The sequence below is a fragment of the Leptospira alexanderi serovar Manhao 3 str. L 60 genome (assembly GCF_000243815.2).
In the GTDB taxonomy this organism is placed as follows: Bacteria; Spirochaetota; Leptospiria; order Leptospirales; family Leptospiraceae; genus Leptospira; species Leptospira alexanderi.
In genome coordinates this window covers 122501-144569 of the sequence record NZ_AHMT02000016.1, presented here as the reverse complement: position 1 = coordinate 144569, position 22069 = coordinate 122501, and the positions used below count along the sequence as shown (strand labels likewise).

At 39.7% G+C, this 22069-nt stretch carries 18 protein-coding genes and 3 pseudogenes (1 of these 21 only partly in view); 13 read left to right on the top strand and 8 right to left on the bottom strand.

Annotation, left to right across the window (positions count from 1 at the left end; all coding sequences use genetic code 11):
- Nucleotides 1-263: 263 nt before the first annotated feature.
- Together LEP1GSC062_RS05600 and LEP1GSC062_RS05595 are read right to left on the bottom strand one after the other, a co-directional pair.
- Nucleotides 264-2399, bottom strand: coding sequence for a toprim domain-containing protein (locus LEP1GSC062_RS05600; protein WP_020983609.1), 2136 nt, complete (start codon nucleotides 2397-2399; stop codon nucleotides 264-266).
- Nucleotides 2396-3784, bottom strand: coding sequence for a DNA gyrase subunit A (locus LEP1GSC062_RS05595; protein WP_010577244.1), 1389 nt, complete (start codon nucleotides 3782-3784; stop codon nucleotides 2396-2398). The genes LEP1GSC062_RS05600 and LEP1GSC062_RS05595 overlap by 4 nt, the downstream gene beginning before the upstream one ends.
- A gap of 6 nt (nucleotides 3785-3790) precedes the next feature.
- On the opposite strand from LEP1GSC062_RS05595, the pseudogene LEP1GSC062_RS21125 reads away from it, so the two are divergent.
- The 10 genes and pseudogenes from LEP1GSC062_RS21125 (at nucleotide 3791) to LEP1GSC062_RS05540 (ending at nucleotide 12377) form a co-directional block, all read left to right on the top strand.
- Nucleotides 3791-4035, top strand: a pseudogene (locus tag LEP1GSC062_RS21125) (hypothetical protein).
- Nucleotides 3980-4906, top strand: a complete 927-nt coding sequence (locus tag LEP1GSC062_RS05590; RefSeq protein ID WP_425268427.1) for an LIC_13346 family putative lipoprotein — start codon at nucleotides 3980-3982, stop codon at nucleotides 4904-4906. Before LEP1GSC062_RS21125 ends, LEP1GSC062_RS05590 begins: the two are co-directional and overlap by 56 nt.
- Nucleotides 4903-6468: a glutamate--tRNA ligase gene (gltX, locus tag LEP1GSC062_RS05585; protein WP_020983624.1), complete on the top strand. Its 1566-nt coding sequence runs from the start codon at nucleotides 4903-4905 to the stop codon at nucleotides 6466-6468. The genes LEP1GSC062_RS05590 and gltX overlap by 4 nt, the downstream gene beginning before the upstream one ends.
- A 72-nt stretch (nucleotides 6469-6540) precedes the next feature.
- A complete protein-coding gene (locus LEP1GSC062_RS05580; protein ID WP_020983630.1) occupies nucleotides 6541-7128 on the top strand; it encodes an ATP-binding protein in 588 nt (195 codons plus the stop codon).
- A 3-nt stretch (nucleotides 7129-7131) separates the two neighbouring features.
- Nucleotides 7132-7967 (top strand): annotated as a pseudogene (locus tag LEP1GSC062_RS05570) (DUF455 family protein).
- Between the two features lie 57 nt (nucleotides 7968-8024).
- Nucleotides 8025-9278, top strand: coding sequence for an LIC13341 family surface-exposed protein (locus tag LEP1GSC062_RS05565; protein WP_010577242.1), 1254 nt, complete (start codon nucleotides 8025-8027; stop codon nucleotides 9276-9278).
- On the top strand, nucleotides 9275-9925 hold the full coding sequence (locus LEP1GSC062_RS05560) for an FFLEELY motif protein (RefSeq protein ID WP_004498925.1): 651 nt from the start codon (nucleotides 9275-9277) through the stop codon (nucleotides 9923-9925). The genes LEP1GSC062_RS05565 and LEP1GSC062_RS05560 overlap by 4 nt, the downstream gene beginning before the upstream one ends.
- The gene (locus LEP1GSC062_RS05555) at nucleotides 9922-10650 is read left to right on the top strand and encodes an OmpA/MotB family protein (RefSeq protein ID WP_010577241.1); all 729 of its coding nucleotides are present in this window, start codon (nucleotides 9922-9924) and stop codon (nucleotides 10648-10650) included. Before LEP1GSC062_RS05560 ends, LEP1GSC062_RS05555 begins: the two co-directional genes overlap by 4 nt.
- 11 nt (nucleotides 10651-10661) lie before the next feature.
- On the top strand, nucleotides 10662-11090 hold the full coding sequence (locus LEP1GSC062_RS05550; protein ID WP_020983613.1) for an LA_2478/LA_2722/LA_4182 family protein: 429 nt from the start codon (nucleotides 10662-10664) through the stop codon (nucleotides 11088-11090).
- Between the two features lie 335 nt (nucleotides 11091-11425).
- A pseudogene (locus LEP1GSC062_RS05540) lies at nucleotides 11426-12377 on the top strand (M14 family zinc carboxypeptidase).
- A gap of 263 nt (nucleotides 12378-12640) precedes the next feature.
- Here the strand turns inward: LEP1GSC062_RS05540 and LEP1GSC062_RS05535 are convergent.
- The 4 genes from LEP1GSC062_RS05535 to LEP1GSC062_RS05520 all read right to left on the bottom strand — a co-directional run bounded on the left by LEP1GSC062_RS05535 (nucleotide 12641) and on the right by LEP1GSC062_RS05520 (nucleotide 16503).
- The gene (locus LEP1GSC062_RS05535; protein ID WP_020983648.1) at nucleotides 12641-13828 is read right to left on the bottom strand and encodes a pyridoxal phosphate-dependent aminotransferase; all 1188 of its coding nucleotides are present in this window, start codon (nucleotides 13826-13828) and stop codon (nucleotides 12641-12643) included.
- Nucleotides 13825-14064 (bottom strand): DUF2905 domain-containing protein, encoded by a 240-nt coding sequence (locus LEP1GSC062_RS05530; protein ID WP_020983626.1) that lies wholly within the window; start codon nucleotides 14062-14064, stop codon nucleotides 13825-13827. The genes LEP1GSC062_RS05535 and LEP1GSC062_RS05530 overlap by 4 nt, the downstream gene beginning before the upstream one ends.
- A gap of 322 nt (nucleotides 14065-14386) precedes the next feature.
- Nucleotides 14387-15937 (bottom strand): FAD-dependent oxidoreductase, encoded by a 1551-nt coding sequence (locus tag LEP1GSC062_RS05525; protein ID WP_010577237.1) that lies wholly within the window; start codon nucleotides 15935-15937, stop codon nucleotides 14387-14389.
- Entirely contained in the window at nucleotides 15934-16503 is a 570-nt protein-coding gene (locus LEP1GSC062_RS05520) for a hypothetical protein (RefSeq protein WP_020983615.1), read from the bottom strand. The genes LEP1GSC062_RS05525 and LEP1GSC062_RS05520 overlap by 4 nt, the downstream gene beginning before the upstream one ends.
- 86 nt (nucleotides 16504-16589) lie before the next feature.
- Between LEP1GSC062_RS05520 and LEP1GSC062_RS05515 the strand changes: the two genes are divergently transcribed.
- The 3 genes from LEP1GSC062_RS05515 (at nucleotide 16590) to LEP1GSC062_RS05505 (ending at nucleotide 19062) form a co-directional block, all read left to right on the top strand.
- Nucleotides 16590-16823: a ferredoxin gene (locus LEP1GSC062_RS05515; RefSeq protein ID WP_010577234.1), complete on the top strand. Its 234-nt coding sequence runs from the start codon at nucleotides 16590-16592 to the stop codon at nucleotides 16821-16823.
- 309 nt (nucleotides 16824-17132) lie between these two features.
- Nucleotides 17133-18671 carry a sensor histidine kinase gene (locus LEP1GSC062_RS05510; protein WP_010577233.1) on the top strand — a complete coding sequence of 513 codons (1539 nt, stop codon included), beginning with the start codon at nucleotides 17133-17135 and terminating at the stop codon, nucleotides 18669-18671.
- A 1-nt stretch (nucleotide 18672) separates the two neighbouring features.
- Nucleotides 18673-19062: a response regulator gene (locus LEP1GSC062_RS05505; protein WP_039941264.1), complete on the top strand. Its 390-nt coding sequence runs from the start codon at nucleotides 18673-18675 to the stop codon at nucleotides 19060-19062.
- Nucleotides 19063-19384: 322 nt separating this feature from the next.
- On the opposite strand, the gene LEP1GSC062_RS05500 is transcribed toward LEP1GSC062_RS05505, so the two are convergent.
- Entirely contained in the window at nucleotides 19385-20851 is a 1467-nt protein-coding gene (locus LEP1GSC062_RS05500) for an NADP-dependent isocitrate dehydrogenase (RefSeq protein WP_010577232.1), read from the bottom strand.
- Between the two features lie 444 nt (nucleotides 20852-21295).
- Nucleotides 21296-22069 carry the 3' portion of a heme o synthase gene (cyoE, locus tag LEP1GSC062_RS05495; RefSeq protein WP_039931630.1) on the bottom strand. Its footprint extends 114 nt past the window's final position, so the window shows 774 of its 888 coding nt (coding positions 115-888); its start codon lies beyond the right edge, outside the window; its stop codon occupies nucleotides 21296-21298.

Sequence of the window (22069 nt, the reverse complement as noted above, 5' to 3'; positions counted from 1 at the left end):
ACTCGAAGGATAGAATTCAATCCCAATCCACTCTGGGCAGTTTCCACGGCCCCTTTTCCTTAAAATCTTGGCCTGTTAAAAAGAAATGAGAACTGTTCCATTTTAAATCGATTGTCTTTCCGGAATATTATGTTTTAGGACGAGTCTCTTATTCAAAAGCATAATATTCTAAAATAAAAAATTGCTTTTTTGATAAGTTCTTGAATTTACAAAATTTTTTGATAGAGAAGGGGACTTGAAGTCCCCAGGGTCGATGATAGCTCTCAGTCTTCGATCACACTCATCGCGTATTCGGAGATCGCGTCTCTTCTTTGTTCCGCAAAGTCCTTATGGAACCAGAGGTTCTGAATTTTAGAAGCGTCTTTTTTATTTCCGATCGTGATCTTGGTCATACATTCGTCGACCGCAAACTTCATCGCTTCCTTACCGGTTTCTCCGAGTCCTTTATTTCGTTTTTTGCGGGTAATTTCTCCGCCGTTTTTTTCCACACGCTTGATTAGATCTTCGTAATCCTTATCATCGATGCAGAACACGGTTTCTTTCTTCTTATCTCCGAATTTTACGTCCACTTCGTAAAGAGGAGCGCTGGAAATATGAATAAAACCAAGCTCAAAAAGTTCGGGCCAGTATTCGTAAAAGAAGGAAAGCATCAAGGATCGGATCGCATATCCGTCAAAGTCCGCATCGGTAATGATGCTGACCTTATCGTAGTTTAATTCGTCTACGGATTTTACTTTCTGATCCAATGGTAGACCGACGATCGCGACGATATTTTTCAATTCTTCGTTTGCGATCGCTTTAGCGATGCTTAAACCTTTACAGTTCAACGGCTTTCCTCTTAGAGGGAATAAGCCATGCAACTTCGGGTTTCTTGCAGGACGAAGACCTGCGATTGCGGAATCCCCTTCCGCAACAAACAACACCCTTCCCGGATCTCCCGGTTTTCCGGTCGGAGGCATGAGTTTTGGAATGTTCATGCGGCTCGCTTTTTTAAGACCTTTTTGAGCGTCTTCAAAGGCCTTGAGTTGAGTTCGTTTTTCCATCTGAAGTTTGATCTCTTCCAGAAGTCCCGTCTTTTTGATAAACTTTTCAAGATGTTTATCCACGGCGTTGCGGATATCTTCATTCAGATCGTTTATGAGATAAGATTTGTCCTGAGATTTAAAGCGAGGATTTAAGAGCCTTGCATTCACATACATGTGAAAGCAGTTTCTAACGTCGTTACGAGTGGAACTGGTTTTGAGTTTTTTCTCAAGAGCCACGATCTGGCTTTTTTTACGAACCTCGTCGCAGATTCTGTTTTCCAGATATTCGATCGCGGAACCGCCTTGCGGTGCAAAGATGGAATTTACCCAAGTGAGATTTTTGTTTTGCCCGATTACCAGATAAGTTTCCAAATGAAGTTGGGAAGCGGAACCCGGTGCGGCATAATCCATTTTGTAATAAACAAGATCCGAGTGGGAAAAAATTTCATCCAGACCCTTCTTGAATTTATACTTCTCTTTTTTACCTTTAAAAACGAACTGAACTTCCAAACCCGGATTCGTCATTGCGATATCTTGCAGATACTGTTTCATCAGATCCACGTTAAACGAAATATCCAGGTTGTTGAAGTATTTAGGATTGAGTTCGAACTCGACCGAAGTTCCGTGGTCTTCCTTGGAAGCTTTTTCGATTAATTCCTGCATATTCGTTTTCTTTAATAAAGGATTGAGTTTGTCGATTTGATCCTTAGTAAGAAGGTTACAGTCGGTGAACTTTCCGTGTTCGTCGAAATAGAGAAACACGCGATCGGTATCCTCTTTGGAAAGTTTGTAGGAACGAATTTGTTTTTTTACGTCGTCGTGAACGGTAAACAATTTCTTAAAAGAACTTCCGTTGTTTACGGTTTTTACTTTGAAGTAGTTGGAGACCATTCTCACAAGGGAGATACCCACGCCGTTTTGACCCGCAACATGATCTTGTTTTACGTGATCGTCGAAATTCTCCCCATACATCAAATGGAGATAAACACCTTCAGCGTTTGCTGCGGGAATTCCTCGTCCGTTATCTGCGATCGTCACACATTTACGATCGGAGGAAAGTTGAACGATTAATTTGGACATTTTGTCCTTTTCAGGAATTGTTTTATCCTTTTGATTTTTACGATATTCGTCCACTGCGTTCATGCAAGCTTCGTCCAGACATTTCAGTTTTGCCGGAACATCCTCAAGCTCTTCGTGAACGATCTCGTATTTTCCTTCGTTGTTTTTACGAAAAAAATGTTGTTCGAATGTGGAAGCGGAATTTTGTCCTAACCACATACCGGTTCTCATTCGAACGTGTTCTACATTGGATAACTTTTTAAAATTTCTTTCTTGGGATGATTTTTCTTTTATTTTGGTTTTGTCAGCGCTCATACTTTATCCCATTTATTTTGAAGTTCTTCTAACTCAATGATCATAAACTCGGTCAGTTTTTTATCCTCTTTGACCAAACCTTGATAACGAGCCAGGGTCGTTTTGGCTTCTACGATCGCTTCTTCGCATTTTTTAACTTCTTCAATGGTCATTCTGTAGACCGGAATTGTGGACAACCACTCGAAGTACTTAAATTTAGAAGCCTTGAGTTTGTCCTCGAAGTCCTTTTTGGATTTGATTCCGATTACTTTTTCGTTCCATTTCTCTTTAATAAAACGGATCAATTCCGAGTTTCTTTCAATCTTTTCTTCTTCCAAACCGGATAAACGTTTGAATCTACGGATGAGGTGGGTTTTACGGAAGTCGCAAAAACGTTTGATGATTTCTTCCGGTTTGAAGTTCTTCAGTTTACCGTCATACGTAATAACGTTCATCGCAAGAGTTTGAATATCTTCCTTATTGAAGAGAGCCATGATTTCTTTTTGGCTTGGCTTTTCACCCTTTTTGTATTGAAGTTCGATTCTAAAAGTCTGGCTGGAATAATCCACGTATTCCTTTAACCAGGAATCTTTTCTCTCCAAAATATCATCGAGCAAAGAAATGACCTTCTCGCGGTTCCAATTCATCGGAGAGTCGGTGAGATAAAGAGTGTCACCTTCCCACTTGAATGCGAACGTCGTGGACATAGTGATATTGCCGGTTTCGGTTTCCGCCATTTTCACTTCGCCATTGAAATCTTTGTACCAAGGTTTTAAAGGAAGAGGTTTTTTGGTTTTGAGATAATTGACCTGAGACTTGACGATGTCCGCAAGTCTATGACCCGGAATAAAACAACGAAATCCGGTCGCAATCCCTTGGATATTGTTAAGAAGGACGATCGGAACTTTTCCTACAAAATGAATCGGTTCGTCTTCTGTCTCGTCATAATTCTTAACATAATCGATATCCGGCAAACTTTCAAAGAATCCCAAATCTTTTACAAAGTCGGATAATTTTACTTCCGTATAGCGGGGAGAAGCGATCGCGCTCGGATCCAAAACGTCACCGAAAGTCCCTTCTCCGGAAACGAGCGGAATATTATTGGCGAAGGTAAAATCCTGGGCCATTTGCGAAAGTGCGTCTTGGATCGATTTATCCCCGTGAGGATGATATCCCATTGCAAGACCGGCAACTTTTACGGTTTTCGTATAACGGTTTCTTGCGTCGGAGTTCCACATCGCCCAAAGAATTCTTCTCTGAACGGGTTTCAGGCCGTCGATTTCGTGCGGAATCGCCCGAGAATCGCATACATAACGCGAATATTTTCTCTGATCGTCATTAACTTGATCTTCAAAAGGACGTTTGGGGAACGAGTCCTTTAATTTTGGTGGATTGGAATTCTTCATACGGTTTTGGCCAACGAAATTCTAGAAGACTATCCTGTCAACTGTAAAAAATTGACCGGATTTAATTACAGTATTTTCGGAGCGAATATTTGAACAATTCGCTTTTGCATTAGCAGACCCTCGGTTTTTGTAAAGAAAGTTTTACTTTTGAGTTTTTCCTTGCAGATTTTTTGAAAAATCAAGATTTACAATACAATGAAAACCGTATTCAGAATTTTGCAGCCGATTCCGATTCGATCCGGGATTTTTAATATCCATATTCTTATCATACACGTTTTTTTCTTTTTGTTTCAATGCGGAAATATCCAGGAAATTTTATGGAGGGATTCAAAATCCCTTTCCGAAAATTACGCCTCGCAAATTTTCTTTACGGTCTCTCCATTTGTTTCGTTATACTACGAACCGTCCAGTTTTCAAGCTCGTTACGTCATTTTGAGATCTCAATTCGGAAAGAACGAGATGATTCAAGGAAATTTAAAATATCTGGAATTGTCCCGAAAGAGTGAACAATCGGGAAAAATTCTCTTAGAGGTTTCGGAATGGAAAGGAACAACGACGCGAAATCCAGACGATAATCGAAAAATCGAATTTTCTCCCGCCCTCGTAATCAAACGTCTTGAAACTTCTTCAAACAAATCCGAAAGTTCCACTCTGGAACCGAGAAAGGAAGTTCTCAATGATGTAAGAAAAGAATTTGTCCTCAGCGACGAAGGAAGACTGAGAGAAGCCGAAGAAATTAGAATTGTTCCCGGAATCGGAACGCTTAAATGGAAACATAGCCCAAGAGGAATCCTTTTTAAAGTCATGCAGACCGAATTTATTTCTGCAAACGGAACCACAACTTCTTCCAGAGATTACGATTACGATTCGCTCGAGTATCCTCCGGCGATCAGGTTGACCGGGATGATTCCAATTCTTCCACTTCGAAAAACAGAAGTTTCTACGGAATATTACTGTTTAGATTTTCCTTCCGAAATCGATTTGATGACTCTGAAAGAGAATGAAGTCAAAAAATCCGTTTCATTTTACGATCTTACCGTAAATAAACCATTTACCACAACGGCTAATTTCAAAAATTATCCTATCATAAGAATTTCTAACGAGAAAAACCAATTCCCATGAATCAAAATAGAGAAGTTCGTACCCGGTTTGCGCCGTCTCCCAGCGGATTTTTACACGTAGGCGGAGCGAGGACCGCCCTTTTTAATTATTTATACGCAAAATCCCAAGGTGGTAAATTTATTTTAAGAATCGAAGACACGGATCAAAATAGATCCACCGAAGATTCTTTTAAAATCATATTAGAATCTTTGAAATGGTTGGGAGTCAATTGGGACGAGGGGCCGGAGATAGGAGGGGAATACGGCCCTTATATTCAGAGCCAACGTCTAGGCATCTATAAAGAATATACGGAAAAACTTCTGAAAGAAAAAAAAGCCTATCGTTGTTTTTGTACACAGGAAGAGTTAGAGGCAAAAAAGAAACAAGCTGAAGCGATGGGAGTTCCTTACGTCTACGACGGATTACACGCAAACATGTCCGACGAGGAAGTGGAGGAAAAACTCAAACAAGGAGTTCCGCATTCGATTCGATTCAAAACCCCTTCTAAAACTCTCATCGTCGACGACATCATTCAAGGAAAAGTGAAATTCGAAACCAAGTTGGTCGGAGATTTTATCATCGTTAAGTCGGACGGGTTTCCCTCTTACAACTACGCGGTTGTAGTTGACGACGCTCTTATGAAGATTACGCATGTGATTCGCGGAGTAGGTCATCTTTCCAACACTCCTAGACAGATCTTATTGTACGAAGCTTTGGGTTATGAAGTTCCCGAGTTCGCACATGCATCCGAAATTGTAGGAATGGACGGAAAAAAACTTTCCAAACGCGCGGGTGCGACTTCGATTCTCGCGTTTAGAGATTTAGGATATCTTCCGGAAACGTTTCGAAATTACATGGCTCTTCTCGGATGGACTTCCTCCGACGGGAGAGAATTTCTTCCTGAAGACGAACTCGAAAAAATTTTCGATGTGCATCGTTGCTCCAAATCTCCCTCCACATTTGATGTATTCAAAAAACCAAAAGGTGGAGAAGAAGAAGTCGTAACAAACTTTTCGGACTTAACTCAAATTGCGGAAGCAATGAACCCGAAATCAAAACTCAATTGGTTATCGAATCGAACGATCAGAGATTTGAAAATATCCAAAGTATTAGAAAATTTATTACCGTTCCTGAAAGATAGAAAGGATATTCCTGAGGAGGTGAAAAATATAAATAGCCCCGTGCTTACTTCCATAATCGAATCTATAAGAGTATATCTGGACAATCTCACTCAAGCTCCGGACTACATCGCGGAATTTTTCGTTACCGACCTAAAGATCCAATCGGAAGAGACGGCAGGATTTTTGAAAGACGGGGATGGCGCCAAAGTAATCAAGGAGTTTTACGAAATACTGAAGGATTCCAATCCGAAGACCGATGAGAATTATAAGGATCTAATGTCCAAAGTCGGAGAAGTTACCGGGCAAAAAGGAAAAACTCTCTATATGCCGATCCGAGCGGCGACTACCGGAAAATCGGCTGGGTTGGAGTTACCGATTTTATTCCCTCTTTTGGGGAAAGAAAAGCTCCTTCAGAGAATTGAAAAAACCGCCAAAGAAGCGGGAATTCCGTTGTCGACTTGAAAAATCCGATATATTTCGTTCAAATCGTCCACTTTTAAGTTGTTAATCGTGGAGACGTACACGGGAACAGAGATGAAGGATTCCAAGAAATTATTGCTAGTGAAACATAATGAAGGTTCTTACGTTATGTTTCTTTCCAGTGATTTAACTAGTATCAGAGAACTCCGGTCGGCTTTGAAAAGTTCCCTTTTAGAAAATTCTTTTTCAAACAAAGCCGTCATTGATATCGAATTGGCAGCGGACGAAGCGCTTACAAATTCGATTTCGGCTAATGTCATATCGGGTTCTAAAGAAATGATCATCTGCCGTTGGAAGATCAAGGATCATAAGTTTACAATGTGGATCATGGATTACGGTTCCGGACTCAAATCCCCAAAACTGGAATCTTTTCCCGTAGACATTCGGGTAACCAACCTCGATGAATATTTAAACCGCGTCAAACAACACCAGGAAAAAAAACGCGAAACCCTTCCTCTGAAGGGAGTTCGAATCCCACATCGGAATGTAGGAAGAGGACTTCAGATCATTCAGTCGTTGATGGATACTTTCAAAATCACGTATCATTGTGGAGAGGGGCAAATCTCGTCTGACCCTGATGAGAGAAACATCCAAGGATCCATCATCGAACTTGGTTTTGATTCTTCCAAACATCTCGTATAAAACATGACCTTAAATGAGTTCGCGAGAAATGTGCTTCTCGGTTCCAGTCTTGAAGATAAGTTGTTTTCACCCTCCCTTCCACCGATCGACGTTCGTTCTTTCAATTTTTTGAATATACCTTCCTTACCGGTTCGGGAAAAAAAATTCGGACCTCCGAACAAAAGAGTAAAATTCCAAGACTGGAGCAGTTATTCAAGGAAGAGAATCGTTTTATCACTCTGCATCATTTTGCGAATCACGAATTGATGGCGATCGAACTTTTTGCCTGGGCCATTCTTAAGTTTCAAGATGCGGCGTCTTCTGTCCGATTCGGTTTGTATAGAACTCTTTTGGAAGAGCAGACTCACCTAAGAATGTATCTTTCCGAAATGAAAAAGGGCGGAATGGAACTGGGAGATCGGCCTCTCAATTCCATTTTTTGGAAACAGGTTCCGAGAATGCAAACCCTCGAAAAGTTTTACGCGATCATGGCGATCTCTTTTGAGGGAGCTAATCTTGATTTTTCAAAGATTTACACAATGGCTTTCGAACGTTTCAAAGATTTGGAAAAAGCCAATATTATGAAAAAGGTTTACGAAGACGAGATCAAACACGTCCGTCGTGGTTATCACTATGTCAAAAAACGGATTCCCGATTCTAAAGACGAATGGGACTATTATCTTTCTTTGATCGAGTTTCCGTTTACTCCGAGAAGGGCCAAAGGATATCATTACTTTCCGGAAACGAGAATTCAGGCCGGATTTTCGGAAGAATTTGCAACGAAGCTGGGAAGATACGAAGACGAGTATACCGGAAAAGTAAATTCTCGAATTTTAAAAGAGGTTTTGGATCTGAGTTAAAGAATATAGGAAAATCATAGACAGACTTTTTTTATTCCTCAATTTTGTTATCGAACCATGAACACATTCTCATTTCGTTTTAGAAGAATCTTTTCCGTTTCGTTTACGACCCGCGTTAAAACTCAAGTTTCCCATTCCAAAACAATCTTACATCAGAAGTTCAGAATCGTTTATTCTACATGCCGAGTTTTGTTCGTTTTAGGTCAGATTCTATTTATCATTTTTTTATCTGTCGGTTGTTCTCCCAAAATGCCTTCCGATTCTCGGATCGTCGAACTTCTGTTTTCATCCGCTGACCAAAAGAATCCTAATGTACTATTGAAAAAAGTGGGCAATTTGGACGAGGATCAGGAGCTAGAATCTTTCTCATTGGTTCGCAACGGAACAGAAGAGGTTTTGGGAATTTTCAAAAAGAAAGAAGGAGAATGGTTTTTACTCGGGAAATTCTCCTTTTCCCTACTGAATATCGGTCCGCTTCACTACGACTCCTCTAAGTCTTCCTGGCTTTCCGGAGAATCCGATTCCGGGAAAAAGGAATCAGGTTTCGTAGTTAAGAGAATTCTAATGGAAGAGCTTCCCGGAGACGGATTTAATTCTCTTTTTTTGGAAGTATTAAGCGAAGAACCTCCTCTCGGACTTTTTTCGGTGCCTTATGCGATCCGTAAAGGTCAAAAGATTTTGGACGGTCTTTTGTCTTTGAAAGATCACGAATTTTTAATAAAGTCCAAACGAGCCGATTTCGATTACAATAAAACCGAAAAGAACATTACGATTTTTCCTTCTAACCGCAGTTATGCTCAGAATTTTATCTTTAACGGCTGGGAAATGGTTCCGGATATACCGCGAGTGGCGGTACCTTCTCTTCTTTCTTTAGAAGCTCCCAAAGAATGGAAAAAGGGAATTCCGGGAGAGGTGACTCTTTGGTTTAAAAATCGAGGTTCTTACGCAGGCGTGACGTATCTTTCCCTTTCATTTCCCGAGGGTGGAAAAGTAACCATAGATACGACAAAAGAAGGACAAAGAATTTATTCTCCCGGTTCAAACGTATTTTCTTCAGCGGGTAAATACATCAGTTCCGTATTTCCTCTTATTGAAGTTACGAAAGAAAGCTGGGGAAGAAATCATAAATACGGAATTCGATTTTCTTTAACTCCGGATAAGGACGGTACTCCGAGCATTTTATTTCGCTCTTCAACACGAATGGGAAAAGAGGTCGTCAATCTTCCGAATCAATTCGGATCGATTCAAAAACAAACCGATCAACAAGGTTTCGTTTCCTACAAATTGGATTTGGTTTCTAAACAAGAATGAGCGATCTTGCAGTTAAAAAACTAAAAGCGGCAAGAGCGGAAGTTGTTCGAGCACAAGTGGAACGGTTTCGGGTTTTTTACGCGAGCTATTTTCATCTGGAAGAAACGATTCCAATGGTCGAGTATTTCTTTGAAAAGATCTATAACTTAGAAGGAAGAGAAGTCTGGCTTCATCTTGCAATGGATACATACCAAAAAGTAAAAGGTATGATGAAAGAAACTTCCCGCGAGAACATTGAGTATCTAATCGAACTCAACAATCTTACGGAAGAGCTGGATACTATCTTTGCCAAACATCTAGTGGATTCGGGTTGGGACGGCAAACGTTTGAGCAGGGAAGAGTATGATCTTCACTACGGACAAATGGGCCACTATAAAGAACGAATGAGACAGTTGGAGATCGTTTTACGGAACTTAAAAGTTTTTTATGAATTGGCCCATCGGCCGATTAGCGCTTATTTAATCAAACCAGCTCGATTTATGGCTTCTCTTTTCGGAGTATCCGCCTTATTTCAAAGCGTAGAAGAGGCGTATAACGCGACTCTTCCCGTTTCCGCAAACATATTCAATTCTTTTTATGAAGAAGTGAAAAAGAAAGAAACGGAATACATTCATACTTTATTGGGAGAAAATCGAAAAGAAGCATGAGTCGACTTCGTAGGCAACTTCTGGAAAGAGCGCACCGCAAGGGGGAATCTCATGAGAACCGAGAGCGTTGGCTTCTGACTTATGCGGATATGATCACACTCCTTTTGGGTTTATTCATCATTATGTATTCGATCTCTCAAGTCGATCAGGTAAAGCTCAAACAAGTCGCCGATGTGATCCGGGGTGGTTTCGGTTTGGGGGAATCTTTCTTTCAAGGAAGTGCGGTTATAATTGAAGACGATCCTATGCTTCAACCTAAAACCCAGCTTTATCGTTTTTGGGAAAGAATCAGTTACACTTTAAAGAGACTTAAAGAAAAAGCCAAACTCAATATTGGAATCCAAGAAACCGAAGAGATCAAAATTGTACTTTTCGGTTCCTCTTTGGGAGAAGGTCGATTCCAACCGGACGAAGAAATGGTTTTTGCATTTCAGAAAATATCTGAATTATCTTCCGCGATGGACGTGGATATCACTCTTAAAGTTCAAATTCCTTACGGAAATGAAGCCGCCCAAAAAGGTTTTAGAAACGTTTGGGAATACAACGCGTATCGTGCAGAATTGATCGCAGATTCGTTGTCTCAAAATTATAAGATTCCCAAGGAAAAAATTTCCATCGAAGCTTCCAGTTCGTATAAACCCGTACAATCTTCCACAGCAACTCCAGAAGGAAAAGCGTCCGGGGAAAGAATAGAAATTTTTATCCGTAAAAAATCAGAACACTGAGTGGAGAAATTATGAAACGGAATATATTATTATTTACAATTTATACTTTTGGAATATTCATCTTTTTGAGTTCATCTTTCTGCAAAAAAAACAACTTACCACCTGGAATTCAGGACGACAAATGGAGAGGGGAGTCTTCTGAACTCGCTTCCATGTATTGTCAAAAACTTGCAAGTTGTGCGGAAGGAGTTTCTACAGATTTGAAAGATTCTTCAAAAGCATTAATTCAGGAAAGATTGAACCCCGCAAATTGCGCCGAAAAATTTCGAAGTTCGAACGCGTACTTATTGGCAAACGAAAATCCGGAAACAATCAAAAAAACAGTCAGAGGTTGCTTCCAAGCAGTGATCGACGGAAATTGTGAAAAAATTCAAAAAGGAGTTTTAAAACTCTCCGAGGATTGTATTCGACTCCAGGCTATCCAATTCAAACGGAATTAGAATCGAATATGTTGCGCGGTCTTAAAAGGCTCAACCGATATGATAAAAAAATTCTGAAAATTTTAAAATTAGGGGGGTAAACTTCATAACCTTACCCACAAATTAAGAAGGTTTTTGGGATCATAAGGATCAAAAACTGATATTTTTCAAGTGTTCCGACGAGAATGAGGCTTTTTACTTGCAAAAAGTATAATTTTCTGATAGAGAAAAATCTCCCGAGTTTTCCCGCCGCCTCTCCCCACCACCCAAAATCAGGGTGGGGCGTAAGTTTCACAGAGGATTTGTCGTAATTCCGACAGATTTATCTTCGGATCCAAGTACTTGTGGGTAAGGTTATGGGTAAACTTGCATCCCTCAGGCAAATCGGATTTTCCAGAAAAACTTCGGAAGGATTTCGATTTCCGATTCATGCGTTAAAAATCGGAACGGAAAAGGGCATCAAAGAACATCCTGTCGGAATTGTGGCCGGAGTTCATGGACTCGAGACGATAGGTATTTTGATTCTTCTCGACTTTTTAGAATACGTTCTGCATCCGAATTCTACGGGATATATTCCTGAATTAGAAAAAGGTAAATTAGGAATTATTGTATTACCGATCGTCAACCCGGGTGGGCTTGTGCTTAAACAAAGATCCAATCCAGCACGTTGATCTTATGAGGAATTCCGGAATTGCGGCGATAAAACCTTTTCTTTTTTTCGGCGGACAAAAAATTTCCAAACACTTGCCTTACTTTCGCGGAAACGGATTGGAACCAGAATCCAAAGCGTTGTTTCGCCTCGTTTACGAATCTTTTTTTACGGTTAAGGACGCGATCATTCCCGTTTTGGATCTGCATTCTGGTTTCGGAACAGTTGACAACGTTTGGTGGCCTTACGCTTTTACAAAAGTCCCTTGTCCGGATATATCCTTGTATCAAAAAATCGAAAAACATTTAAAACATCATTGTGGTCATATTCATTTTCAATACGGACCTCAAAGTGAAACCTATACGACGCACGGTGATCTTTGGGACAAGCTTTACGATCAATACAGAGATTATCACAAGGATTCGCGGAACTGGAATTCTAAATTGCTTCCTCTAACCTTGGAAGTGGGAACCTGGTCCGATATCAAGGAAGATCCTTTCAAATTGTTTCGCAAACGGGGAATTTTTAATCCCGCTTCGTTTAACAAAATCGAAACCGTCGGAAGATATAGAGGTTTTTTGAGAGATTTTGTTCGTCTTGGTTTAACGAAACCGAAAGATTGGGAAGGGAACTTTGTGTATCATAAAAAAGACAATTGAACCCTTTGGGGATCTTATTAAAACAAAAACATAAAGTTGTTGGTAAAGATGCTGCTGATCAGGTTATTTGTACGTTTCGGTTATTTCTTGAGCAACTGCTGTTTCCATTGCGGATTTGTAGGAAACTGTGGTGTTTCATTCAATACATTTCAAGTGCTCAAAAATTTTTTACGTTTTATAGCAACCACTAATTCTTGCTTCGTGGGAGAGTTCCCGTATGCGGGCTTGTAACCAAATAGAAAATTAAAGCCAAATCGAAACTTTCAGGAGAATTGTAGGATCTCTTTTAAGCCTGTCTCGAACGGTTCGGTTTCTGTCAAAAGACTCAGGACGATTCTTCCCAGGTTCTTTTCGTTCGGAAAACCGAACATTTCTCCGGGATGAACATATACTTTTTTTTCCTTTAATAAACGAAGTGAGAATTCCTCTTCCGGAAAAAATTTTTCGCTCTCTAAAACGCAATACCAACCTGCATTCGGAAAGTCGCATCGAACTGTTTTAGAAACATTCACATTTCCCAAAGTTCGTTTTAAAAAAGAAAGATTCCTTTGAATCCGTTTGGTAATTTGAGATTGAATTAAATTCTTCCATTGCAATAGATCGGAAAGTACGTTTTGAACGGGAGTGTTCACCGAAAGATAAGTATCGGATATGAGTTCTAAATATTCTTTCGCCTTTTGTTTCCAAAACTCCGGTCCGCTGAGTAAAATCCAAGATAGTTTCATTCCCGGAAGCCCCAGAATTTTAGACAATCCGTTTACGGTGATCACTGGCGTATCCGAATCCATTAAAGTCTTATGGAGATCTTCCCCATAAACGTAATCCGAAAAAACTTCGTCTATGATTAACGGTATATTATAACTTTTTAAAGTATTCTTTAAGGAATAAAAATCAGATTCGTTTAACACGGAACCCGTGGGATTGTTGGGACTAACGACTAAAATCAATTTGCATTTTGATAAATCCTTCGAGTTCAGATCCGATTCCTTTAATTTCCAACCATTATCTTTTTTTGTGAAATAAGGGACGGTTTGCAATCCTTCCATCACGGAAAGAAATTCGAACAAAGGATAACCGGGTGCAGGAATCAAAATCCAATCGCCTGGGTCGCAAAATAACTTAAACAAATACGAATATACTTCCGAAGAAGAGGAAGTTAAAAACAAATCGTCTGGGTCTACCTTCACTCCTTTCGAGTAGTAATATTCTTGAATTTTTCTTCGGGCCTCTATGTTTCCTCGAGGATCGGGGTGATAAGTGATCAGATCAGTGTTTCCAAAACTGTGTCGAATCGCTTCCAGCGGATATTGAAGACCGACTTGAGTCGGGTTGGAAATCGTCAGATCGGAATAAAGAATTTGGTTTTTTTTATACTCGGATAAAATTGCGACGAATTCGTTTTCCCCTTCTTGAAACGAAAAACGGGAACTAAAAGAAAAAGGTTTTTTCACGGAGAACCACTTTTGAATTTTTGAATCAAAAAAAGAATCAGAGAGATTAGGATGCTCGCTAGTATCGAGGTAGTCAAAGGAAAATAAAACCGAAAGTTTTCCTTTTCAATGCGGATATCACCTGGCAGTTTTCCTAAATAATTTAGAAAAGGAATTTTATTTCCGTAAAGAATCAAGAGGCCGGCACACAAAAACAAAAAACCTAAAATCAAAAACGGTTTGGCAAAATTTTCCATCAGCGGTTTTGATTTTAATTTTTAGATTTCCAAAGTCAAGAAGCAATTTTATTCATTCGGTATATATATGCAAATTTATTGATATGATTAGTTATTTACCATAAAACCGCGCAAGTACGACTAGAATGATATTTTTGAAATGTGGAAACTCGCACAATTTCTGTGTATCAAAACAATATGTTTTAAAGCGAAGTGATTCGATTTTTAACTTACGAGGTTAAACACTGTTCTAACGGTCGCTAAACTTAGCGAATGCCCACTATAAATGGGATAACAAAGATAACTTCCCCGATCCTAATTCTAGTAGTTCCGAGATGAAAACTTAATCTTCTAGAATGAATTTAGCCGCTTGTTTACTAAACGCCATGATCGTATAGCTTGGGTCCACCGAAACTCCGGTCGGAAATACGCTGGAATCGGAAACGTATAAGTTTTTCAAACCGTGAACTTTGTGCTTCCAATCCACAACGGATCTGGAAGGGTCCTGTCCCATTCTGCATCCTCCTGCCGGATGCGGGGCGGCCATTGTCATCGAAGCAGGGCGGAGTTCAAGTCGATCAATCTTATCCATTTCTTTCTCGGAAAAAATTTTCGTTCTTTTAAGATCGGGTAAAAGAATCCACTTGGCTCCGGCTCTAAAATTCAATTGAACTTGTTTGCGGATACAGTCTTTCAAAACTTCCCTCGTTAATTTTCCGAAGTGATACGTAACCGTACGTTTACCGGAGGAACTTACAGAAATATTTCCAAGTTCCGAAGGAACGTCGTCAATCCATCCGATCGTACCTCCTATATGAGTAAGTTGTTTCATGACTTCTCTGTGTTCAACTCCGAAGCCGGGGATCAACGCAGCGAGACTTCCGGGTTGAAGTTGATTAGCCATGATTAAAAATCCGCCTTCGATATAACTTCCGTTTTCTTTAAAACGGGTTAAACGAAATTCTTCCACGCCGAATGCGGAAGGAATATTTCTCCACTGAACGATCGGTTCTTCATAAAACGCATGTACGAACGGAGACGGATTGATCGCAAGATATTCCCCAAGAGCGGGAAGTTTTTTCTTCCATCCGTTTTTCAGCAAGAATGTGGAACTTCCGAAACCGCCGGCCGCAATCGCAAAAACGGATGCTTCGAATCTTAACGTAATTCCGGATTCTTTTCCGGAAGGTCGGTCAATCATAACCGCTTCTAAAAATTCCACCTTGTCACCTTTGAGTTCCAAACGAATCGCCTTACAGTCCGCGTAGATGTCGGTTCCTAAAGCCATCGCCTTAGGAATGTGAGTCACCAACTGGCTTTGTTTGGCTCCATACATGCAACCCTGCATACAGTGACCGGATTTCTGACAGTTCTTTCTTGCTTGCGGAACCGGGTTACCTTTCCAGCCGAGAGACTGACAGGCTTTTCTCACAAGCTGATTCATTTTATTATAATATTCTTCTTTAGCAGGATGAACGTTTAAGATCTCGTCCAACTCTTTCCAATGAGAACTTAGATCTTCGGATGAATGACCGTAAATTCCGTATTCTTTTTTCCAAAGATCAAGCCTGTCTTCCGGAGTTTTATAACTATCAGCCCAATAATGAACCGAAGCTCCGCCTACGTTTTTTCCATAAACAAGATTGATCGTTCCGGTAGTGTCGGTGGCCATATTTCTTTCCGCAGAAATTTTTCCGGCCATGTTGAGTTCGTGGTTGTCGAAAGTTCCCGTATGATAGTAACCACCTTCTTCTATAAGAATTACTTTTTTGCCGTTTTTGGAAAGTTCGTAAGCGAGCGTAGAACCGCCGCACCCAGTTCCTATGATAACTACGTCCGCCTTTACGGTTTTGGAATTTCCCAGATTTTTCCATTCGTAAACGCGACCACTCATGACTCCCCCAGGATTTTTTTATAATAGATTCTGGATTCGCTTAATTTTTCGGGAGGGTTTCCGAAAGGTCCGTCATACGAAATCGCTTTGAAAGAAGATTCGTGTCCATAATAAACCAAGTAAATGGGTAATTTAAGATTTGTTAATGCGGCTCGGATCGTATCAGATTCGGTTGTTTCTTGGGAAAGTAGAAAATTCTTTCGATTTTCTTCGCTTAATCTGGAAAAACGACCCCAATAACCTTTAACCAGAGGAAGATATTCTAAAATAAGAATGAGAGATCTGAAATCATCAGAGACGCCTGGGTCCACAAAAAAAAATTCTTCGTCCAATCTGCGGATTACTTCCGCTTTTTCGATATCGGGAAAGCCTGGTTCTTGAGGCAAAAGGGTTTGAGAGTAAGCTGATAAAAATTCAACTTCGGATATGGAAAAGAATAAGGTTTTGGGTAAGGATTGACTTTTAAACCGACAAAAAAAGAAAGTTCCGACTCCGATGCTTAGTAATCCTCCAAGGCCGAAACCGAATAATTTTCGTCTCGATATTTTTTCCGTCCATAAGTTCATAACTTCGGTGAATATCCCTGAATCGAAACGGGTGTCAATTCTGAAAAGTGGTTGACGCAACAATCGTTCGATAAACTTTGTCAAGCATGGCTGATAAAAACGACAAAGTCAAACAGAACGCGCCTGGAAAATACTACATCGATAATAGCTGTGTTCCTTGTAACGACTGTTTGGAAGAAGCTCCTATGCTTCTCAAATACACCGACGACGAATCGAAAGTTTATTTCCACAGACAACCTACTTCTCCTGAAGAGGAAATTGCGGCAAGAAAAGCGATGGAAATTTGTCCTGTTGAAGCTCTGGGGGACGACGGAGAATAAGTTTAAAAATTTGTCGGGTTTTATTTCAGCCTCGGTGGTTTATCCTTAAACTTTTGGAAAGTTTCTAATCTTCACAATTTCTTTCTTCTTACCTTCATCCAACAAATTCTTCGATTAAAATCCTTAAAAAAAACTGTCTATTCATCTACGGGTTTCTACGAATAAAAAGGTCAATATAAGTAGGTCGGTTTGTATTAAAGGCTTGCGGTTTGGACGCGAACAAAAACGTAAAAATCTACGTTTCAATTTCGTAATGGATTGTCTTTTCCAAAATAGGACCTATTTTAAGGAAAACCAAAGGTGCGTACTTTGAGCGAATTCGATTTTCAATCGGCTGATTTTTATAAATTTCTAATCGAAAGAAGTCCTGAGTTGATTAGTTTTCATGATCCGGATGGAATCTTTCTTTATGTCAGTCCTTCGGTAACTTCTATTTTAGGTTATCAGCCAGAAGAATTAATCGGCAAAAACCCCTACGATTATTTTAGCCCTCTCGATAAGAGCAGAATTTTTGAAAATTCTCACCAGCCGATTTTAAAAGGAAGAGAAATCGAACACGTCGAATATCAGTTTCTCAGAAAAGACGGAAAATATGTTTGGTTGCAAACAATTACTCAATCGATTCGGGATGATCAGGAAACTGTAATCGCTCTTTTTAGTACCTCCAGAGAATATTTAGGGCTCAATGCAATTATTGACGAGGCGGAAAAAAAACAGGTTCTCGATGAGATTCGTCTTTCGGAAGAAAAGTTTTTCAATGCGTTTTATTATTCGGGTGTCGGTATGGCTCTCGTTTCTTTAGAAGGAAAATGGCTAGAAGTAAATTCAAGTCTTTTGGATATAATCGGCTACTCGAGGGACGAGATTTTAAAACTTACCTTTCAAGATATAACCCATCCGGATGATCTTACCGCCGATTTAAATCTTTTACAGGAGACACTAGAAGGTAAAAGAGATAGTTATAGAATGGAGAAAAGATACTTCCATAAAAACGGAAGTACGATATGGATTTTATTGATAGTGTCTCTTGTGAGGGATTCCCAAAAGAAACCTTTATTTTTCATCTCCCAGATCCAAGATATTACCGATCGTAAAAACATGCTTTCTGCTTTAATCGAAAAGAACGAAACCCTACAGGCGTTGAGCAATCACTTAACAGAAAGAAATTCTCAATTGGAAGAATTCAATCAGATCGTTTCCCACAATCTACGTGCGCCAATTGGAAATATTTTTACGCTTACGACCATGTTGAGTGAGAAATACGGTACGGATAAAGATGAGCTTCTCCAATCTTTGGAAATGAGCGTAAAAGATTTGATGACCACATTGAGCGATATCGTGGAAGTGATCAAAATTCGCAGAAATCGGAATGTGGATAAACAACCTATTCTTTTTAAGGATGCCTTTAATAAGATTCAGAATCTTCTCTCCACTGAGATCAAGAAGATGAGTGTGGAAATTCAAACGGACTTTACCGCGGCCCCGGAAATTCTTTATTCAAAGGTATATCTGGAAAGTATATTATTGAATTTATTGAGCAATGCTTTAAAATATTCCGATCCTAATAGAAAGTCGGAGATTTCTTTCGTCTCATATATAAAAGACAAAAAAATCTTTTTAATAGTTCGCGATAATGGTTTAGGAATCGATCTCCGAAAATACGGTCACCAAATCTTTAAAATGAATAAAACGTTCCACCGAGAAAAAGAAGGGCAAGGAATCGGATTATTTATGACGAAAAATCAAATAGAATCCCTGGGGGGTGAAATAACGGTTGAAAGTTCTCCCGGTAAAGGTACATCTTTCCTCATCAATTTCGATAAATACAATGATTTCGAACAGCGGTAATATGAACTTCTGGTTGATCGATGATGATTCCATCTACATCATGATCGCAAGACGTTTTTTGGAAAAAGACGGTAGGATCACGAAACTACGCGATTTCCAAGATGGTGAATTGGCTCTTCAGGAACTTCAAACATTGAGTTCCGATCGGGAAGAACTCCCTGATGCAATCTTGTTGGATATCAATATGCCTTTTATGGATGGTTGGCAATTTCTAGACGAATTCAAAAAAATCCAAGGAGCCTTGGCAAAAAAAATAACCATTTTTATGGTAAGTTCTTCCGTGGATGAAAGAGATATATTGAAAGCGAATTCTTTTCCCGAAGTCAAGGGTTATCTTTCCAAACCTCTCACGCAAGATCATATTCAAAAACTTTATAGCGAGCTTGTGTAAGTTATCGGATTGAATTTCAAAATACGGGTTCCGTCGTGAAATTCGTCAAATATTTCATCGGATTTTAACTCAATGTTTCTCCCTACGGGTCGAAACATATAATCGCTTTCGCATTTTGTTATATCGAACTCACGTTATTTTATAATAAGTCGATCGTTGCTTTCCATTTCAGCCGATATCTTTTTGGGAATAGAGTTTATTTGTTAAAAATAAGAGTATTAAACTTATTGAATTTACTAAGATTGCTTTCATTTTATCGGGAAAATAATTCGTAAGAGCTCAATTGGCTTTTACGATTGGACATGTAATTGCGGTTTTTTATTCATTCTCCCTGCCCCAAAGAAAATGCCCTTTTTCCGTTAAAATAATATAAGTTTTCCGTTTTTATGGTATCAAAACCAGCTGAGTCCAGTTTTAAGAGAAGTTCCGCAATTTGTTTGTGAGAGATCGGATGATACGAAGGATCTTCCTGTTTAATCAGGGCGTTCTTGCTCACGAATCTACATCTCCAATGGTCGATTAAAAACGTTTCAGGTTGTCCCTCGGGATAAACTTTTACTCCTCGATTGGTAATGATTTTTAACATTAGATCGTTTGAAAGAGATTTAAGTTTGTTTGCAAGTTCGTTCGGATCGTTGCCGATCCAATCTAGAAAAATATCGACTCCGACCAGATCTTTCTTTTCAACAATTCTATTATATTCTGGAATTGTAATTTTCTTTGCCTTGCCGAAAGAAACGGGTTTGAATTTTTCGGGAAGATGACCCAAATTTCCGATTACCGCATCAGCAAATTCCTTAGTTCCGACTTTGATTCTACTTACGCCGGGTTTAAAAATATCTCCGGTGTGAATTCCCTCTTCGATTGTGAGAAGCCAAGCGTTGTTGATTTTTGCCGCGATATCGGGTTGTCCTATATGAACAAGCATCATCACTGCGGCATTGAGTAAGCCGGATGGATTTGCGAGATTTTTCCCCGCAATATCGGGGGCAGAGCCGTGAATCGCTTCGAACATAGAAACGATTTCACCGATATTGGAAGAACCAGCCATTCCAACCGATCCCGCAATTTGCGCGACGATATCGGAAATGATGTCTCCGTACAAGTTCAAAGTTACGACAACATCAAAGTTTTGCGGTCTATCCGCAAGATTTGCGGCACCGATGTCAATGATCTGTGAATTTGCTTCGAGTTCGGGATATTCTTGTGCAATTTCCTTGAAGATATCATGAAACAAACCGTCAGTTTGTTTCATGATATTGTCCTTTACCATTGCTGTTACTTTTTTTCTTCCGTAGGCTTTAGCGTATTCGAAAGCGTAACGAATGATTTTTTCCGAGCCTGGACGGGAAATCAGTTTGAGACATTGAACCGTATCGTTGGTTTGTCTATGTTCGATTCCGGTATAAAGGTCTTCCTCGTTTTCACGGATGATGACAATGTCGAGAGAAGGGTGTTTGGTTTCCACATACGGATATAGAGAAAAACAGGGCCTGACGTTGGCAAAAAGTCCCAAAGTGGTTCTTACGGTTACGTTCAAACTTTTGTAGCCGCCGCCTTGAGGAGTAGTAATGGGGGCCTTCAAGAATACTTTAGTTTGTCTGAGAACGTCCCAAGCCTCGGGTTTAATTCCGGAAGAATGTCCATCCTTATAAACTCTTTCTCCAATTTCTATTTCGATCGGATCGATCTTTGCTCCGGCCGCATTGAGAATTTTGAGAGTTGCGTCCATAATTTCAGGACCGATTCCGTCTCCGTGTGCGATTGCAATTTTAGTTTTTTCGGACATTCTCATCTCCTAATACTTCTATTAGAACGAGGACGGTAAATAGGTCAATTCTTATCGAGCTCTCATCGATAAACCTATACCAACTATCGTAAAAGTTATGTGCGGTAGGCGATCATAAATACTAATACATCCATCAGATAGGTTTGTTAACTATATAACAATATTCGCTTTATACTTGATCGTTCGAGAAGAGTTTGTCTCAAGTTTTCAATTTTGCCGGATTTCATGGACACTTTATCTAATCTTTAGAAAATATTCTTACATTGAGATTTGCCTTAAAACCTTAAGAAAAAATTAGTTACAATGGTCCGCTGTAAACTCGTAACAAAACTTAGGAGTTTTCACAGATTACGTCGCTTTGTGTAGTTTATGGGTTCTGAAACAACCTTTTTCGTTGTTAAACTCTTATAGGAGTTTCTGACATAAACGCTTTGGAAATAGATTCTAAACCATATGATCGATTACGATTGTTATATTTATTAGAAAGAGATGAAAAATCGAAAAGAGAAAAAATTTTCTCGCGGCTTGACGCTCTGGATTTTGGATCAATCGATAGGAGAGAATTCCCATCCAGATACAAACGAGCAGTACAATAACGAGATACAAGAGGCCCATCGAAGGTTCTAAAAAGTAAAAGCTAACACAAGAAAGAGAATAGAGAATCGTATAAAAGAATATGGATTTTGTCGTTTGATTAATTCCTTTGACGACGGGTAACATCGGGAAATCTGCGTCGGAATAATCTTCCTTAAGAAAGATTGCCAAGGCCCAAAAGTGTGCCGGAGTCCATAAGAAAATCATTGTGAACAAAATCCATGCTTGAATTGGAAGTGAGTTCCCGATAGCCGCATAGCCGATCAAAGGTCCCACACATCCGGCCACTCCGCCGATAACGATATTCTGGGTAGTTCTAGGTTTTAAAAAAATCGTATAAAGAAAAACGTAGGAGATCAGAGCCGTGAGAGCGCATAAGGCCGTCAAAAGATTTACATAAACGGTCAGCATATAAAAGGATAATCCCATCATAGAAATGCCGACTAATGTTGCTTGTGGAATGCTGATTCTTTCCGAAGGAATTGGACGATTGGAGGTTCGTTTCATTTTCGCGTCTCGATCCTTTTCGATCACCTGATTGAAAATAAACGAGGCCGAGGACATCAAAAACGTTCCAAATAAAGTGACTGTGATCAGAAATCCGGAAGGGGGTTGTTCACTTGC

Coding starts and splice junctions, on each gene's coding strand:
- LEP1GSC062_RS05600 (WP_020983609.1), bottom strand. CDS start 2,399: ATGAGCGCTGACAAAACCAAAATAAAAGAAAAATCATCCCAAGAAAGA.
- LEP1GSC062_RS05595 (WP_010577244.1), bottom strand. CDS start 3,784: ATGAAGAATTCCAATCCACCAAAATTAAAGGACTCGTTCCCCAAACGT.
- LEP1GSC062_RS05590 (WP_425268427.1), top strand. CDS start 3,980: ATGAAAACCGTATTCAGAATTTTGCAGCCGATTCCGATTCGATCCGGG.
- gltX (WP_020983624.1), top strand. CDS start 4,903: ATGAATCAAAATAGAGAAGTTCGTACCCGGTTTGCGCCGTCTCCCAGC.
- LEP1GSC062_RS05580 (WP_020983630.1), top strand. CDS start 6,541: ATGAAGGATTCCAAGAAATTATTGCTAGTGAAACATAATGAAGGTTCT.
- LEP1GSC062_RS05565 (WP_010577242.1), top strand. CDS start 8,025: ATGAACACATTCTCATTTCGTTTTAGAAGAATCTTTTCCGTTTCGTTT.
- LEP1GSC062_RS05560 (WP_004498925.1), top strand. CDS start 9,275: ATGAGCGATCTTGCAGTTAAAAAACTAAAAGCGGCAAGAGCGGAAGTT.
- LEP1GSC062_RS05555 (WP_010577241.1), top strand. CDS start 9,922: ATGAGTCGACTTCGTAGGCAACTTCTGGAAAGAGCGCACCGCAAGGGG.
- LEP1GSC062_RS05550 (WP_020983613.1), top strand. CDS start 10,662: ATGAAACGGAATATATTATTATTTACAATTTATACTTTTGGAATATTC.
- LEP1GSC062_RS05530 (WP_020983626.1), bottom strand. CDS start 14,064: ATGGAAAATTTTGCCAAACCGTTTTTGATTTTAGGTTTTTTGTTTTTG.
- LEP1GSC062_RS05525 (WP_010577237.1), bottom strand. CDS start 15,937: ATGAGTGGTCGCGTTTACGAATGGAAAAATCTGGGAAATTCCAAAACC.
- LEP1GSC062_RS05520 (WP_020983615.1), bottom strand. CDS start 16,503: ATGAACTTATGGACGGAAAAAATATCGAGACGAAAATTATTCGGTTTC.
- LEP1GSC062_RS05515 (WP_010577234.1), top strand. CDS start 16,590: ATGGCTGATAAAAACGACAAAGTCAAACAGAACGCGCCTGGAAAATAC.
- LEP1GSC062_RS05505 (WP_039941264.1), top strand. CDS start 18,673: ATGAACTTCTGGTTGATCGATGATGATTCCATCTACATCATGATCGCA.
- LEP1GSC062_RS05500 (WP_010577232.1), bottom strand. CDS start 20,851: ATGTCCGAAAAAACTAAAATTGCAATCGCACACGGAGACGGAATCGGT.